The 1,037-nt window shown below is 52.4% G+C and carries 1 rRNA gene; it reads left to right on the forward strand.

What is annotated here, in order from left to right:
- Positions 1 to 1,037: ribosomal RNA gene (locus P7A99_RS25135) — 23S ribosomal RNA — on the forward strand; the annotation flags it as partial.

The raw sequence follows: 1,037 nt of genomic DNA on the forward strand, positions 1-1,037 counted from the left end.
CACGATCGGTGGATCGGAAAAGGTATAATGATCTGAATACATAGGGTCATTAAGCAAACCCGGGGAACTGAAACATCTCAGTACCCGGAGGAAAGGACATCAACCGAGACTCCCGTAGTAGTGGCGAGCGAACCGGGACCAGGCCAGTGCTGTCGTGACATAAAGCTGAAGGATCTGGGAAGGTCCGCCATAGTGGGTGATAGCCCCGTAAGCGTCAAATAGCGACAGACTCGAGTAGGGCGGGACACGTGAAATCCTGTCTGAACATGGGGGGACCACCCTCCAAGCCTAAGTACTCCTCAATGACCGATAGCGAACAAGTACCGTGAGGGAAAGGTGAAAAGCACCCCGACAAGGGGAGTGAAACAGATCCTGAAATCGGAAGCCTACAAGCAGTCGGAGCCACCGAGCGTGGTGACGGCGTACCTTTTGTATAATGGGTCAGCGACTTCATGTGCCGTGCAAGCTTAAGCCGTTAGGTGTAGGCGCAGCGAAAGCGAGTCTGAATAGGGCGAATAAGTACGTCGCATGACGACCCGAAACCAGGTGATCTATCCATGAGCAGGTTGAAGGTTGGGTAACACCAACTGGAGGACCGAACCGGTGAATGTTGAAAAATTCTCGGATGACTTGTGGATAGGGGTGAAAGGCCAATCAAACCTGGACATAGCTGGTTCTCCGCGAAAACTATTTAGGTAGTGCCTCAGACGGACTCCTCGGGGGGTAGAGCACTGAATGGATGCGGGCGGCGCGAGCTGTACCAATTCTAATCAAACTCCGAATACCCGAGAGAGATATCTGGGAGACACACGGCGGGTGCTAACGTCCGTCGTGAAAAGGGAAACAACCCTAACCATCATCTAAGGCCCCCAAGTACTGGCTAAGTGGGAAACGATGTGGGTTTGCTTTGACAACCAGGATGTTGGCTTAGAAGCAGCCATCATTTAAAGAAAGCGTAACAGCTCACTGGTCAAGCGAACCTGCGCGGAAAATGTAACGGGGCTAAAGCCAGTCGCCGAAGGTATGGGTTTGCTCTT

Origin of the sequence: Caulobacter endophyticus (genome assembly GCF_029543245.1) — a bacterium.
Taxonomy (GTDB): domain Bacteria; phylum Pseudomonadota; class Alphaproteobacteria; order Caulobacterales; family Caulobacteraceae; genus Caulobacter; species Caulobacter endophyticus_A.